Here is a 569-nt window from a genome sequence, read left to right as displayed (position 1 = left end):
CGATGCACGGCGCGGCAACGCGTTGCTGGACGGTCGTTTGAGCTTCCGCGGCGAATCGCGCTCGATCGCCGCGCTCGATCTGGCCAAGCCGGATTTTTCCAAGGCTTTTGCCGATTATCTGCACGGGTTTTCGTGGCTGCGCGATCTTTCCACCGTGGCCACGCGCGCGCAGGGGATCCCCATTGCCGAGGCGCTGATGCGGCGTTGGCTCGATGCCCATGCCGACACCGTTAGCGAGCCCGCGTGGCGCGCCGATCTGTGGGGACGGCGGATCCTGCTGTGGACCGCGCATGCACCGCTCATCCTGTCGTCGACCGATCTCGTCTACCGCAGCCGCGTGCTCAACACGCTGGCGCGCGGTGCGCGGCATATCGACCGTGGGGCGGAAAAGGCGGCACCGGGCGCGCCGCGCGTTGCGGCGATGTGCGGCGTGGTCGCAGCCGGGTTGTTGATCCCGGGCGGCGATGTGCGGCGCAGCGCCACCGAAGCCGCGCTTGCCAAGACGCTGGCGGCGTCGATCTTTGAAGATGGCGGCAATGTCGCGCGCGCGCCCGCCGCACAGGTCGATC

At 68.9% G+C, this 569-nt stretch carries 1 protein-coding gene; it reads left to right on the top strand.

Translation table 11 applies throughout. From position 1 onward, the window contains the following. The coding region (locus AACY52_RS29600) for a hypothetical protein (protein WP_339561266.1) at positions 1 to 569 on the top strand (569 nt) is incomplete at both ends.

The sequence above is a fragment of the Pseudomonas sp. EA_65y_Pfl1_P113 genome (assembly GCF_963970525.1).
Lineage (GTDB): Bacteria > Pseudomonadota > Gammaproteobacteria > Pseudomonadales > Pseudomonadaceae > Aquipseudomonas > Aquipseudomonas tritici.
This window is presented reverse-complemented; position numbering and strand designations above follow the sequence as displayed.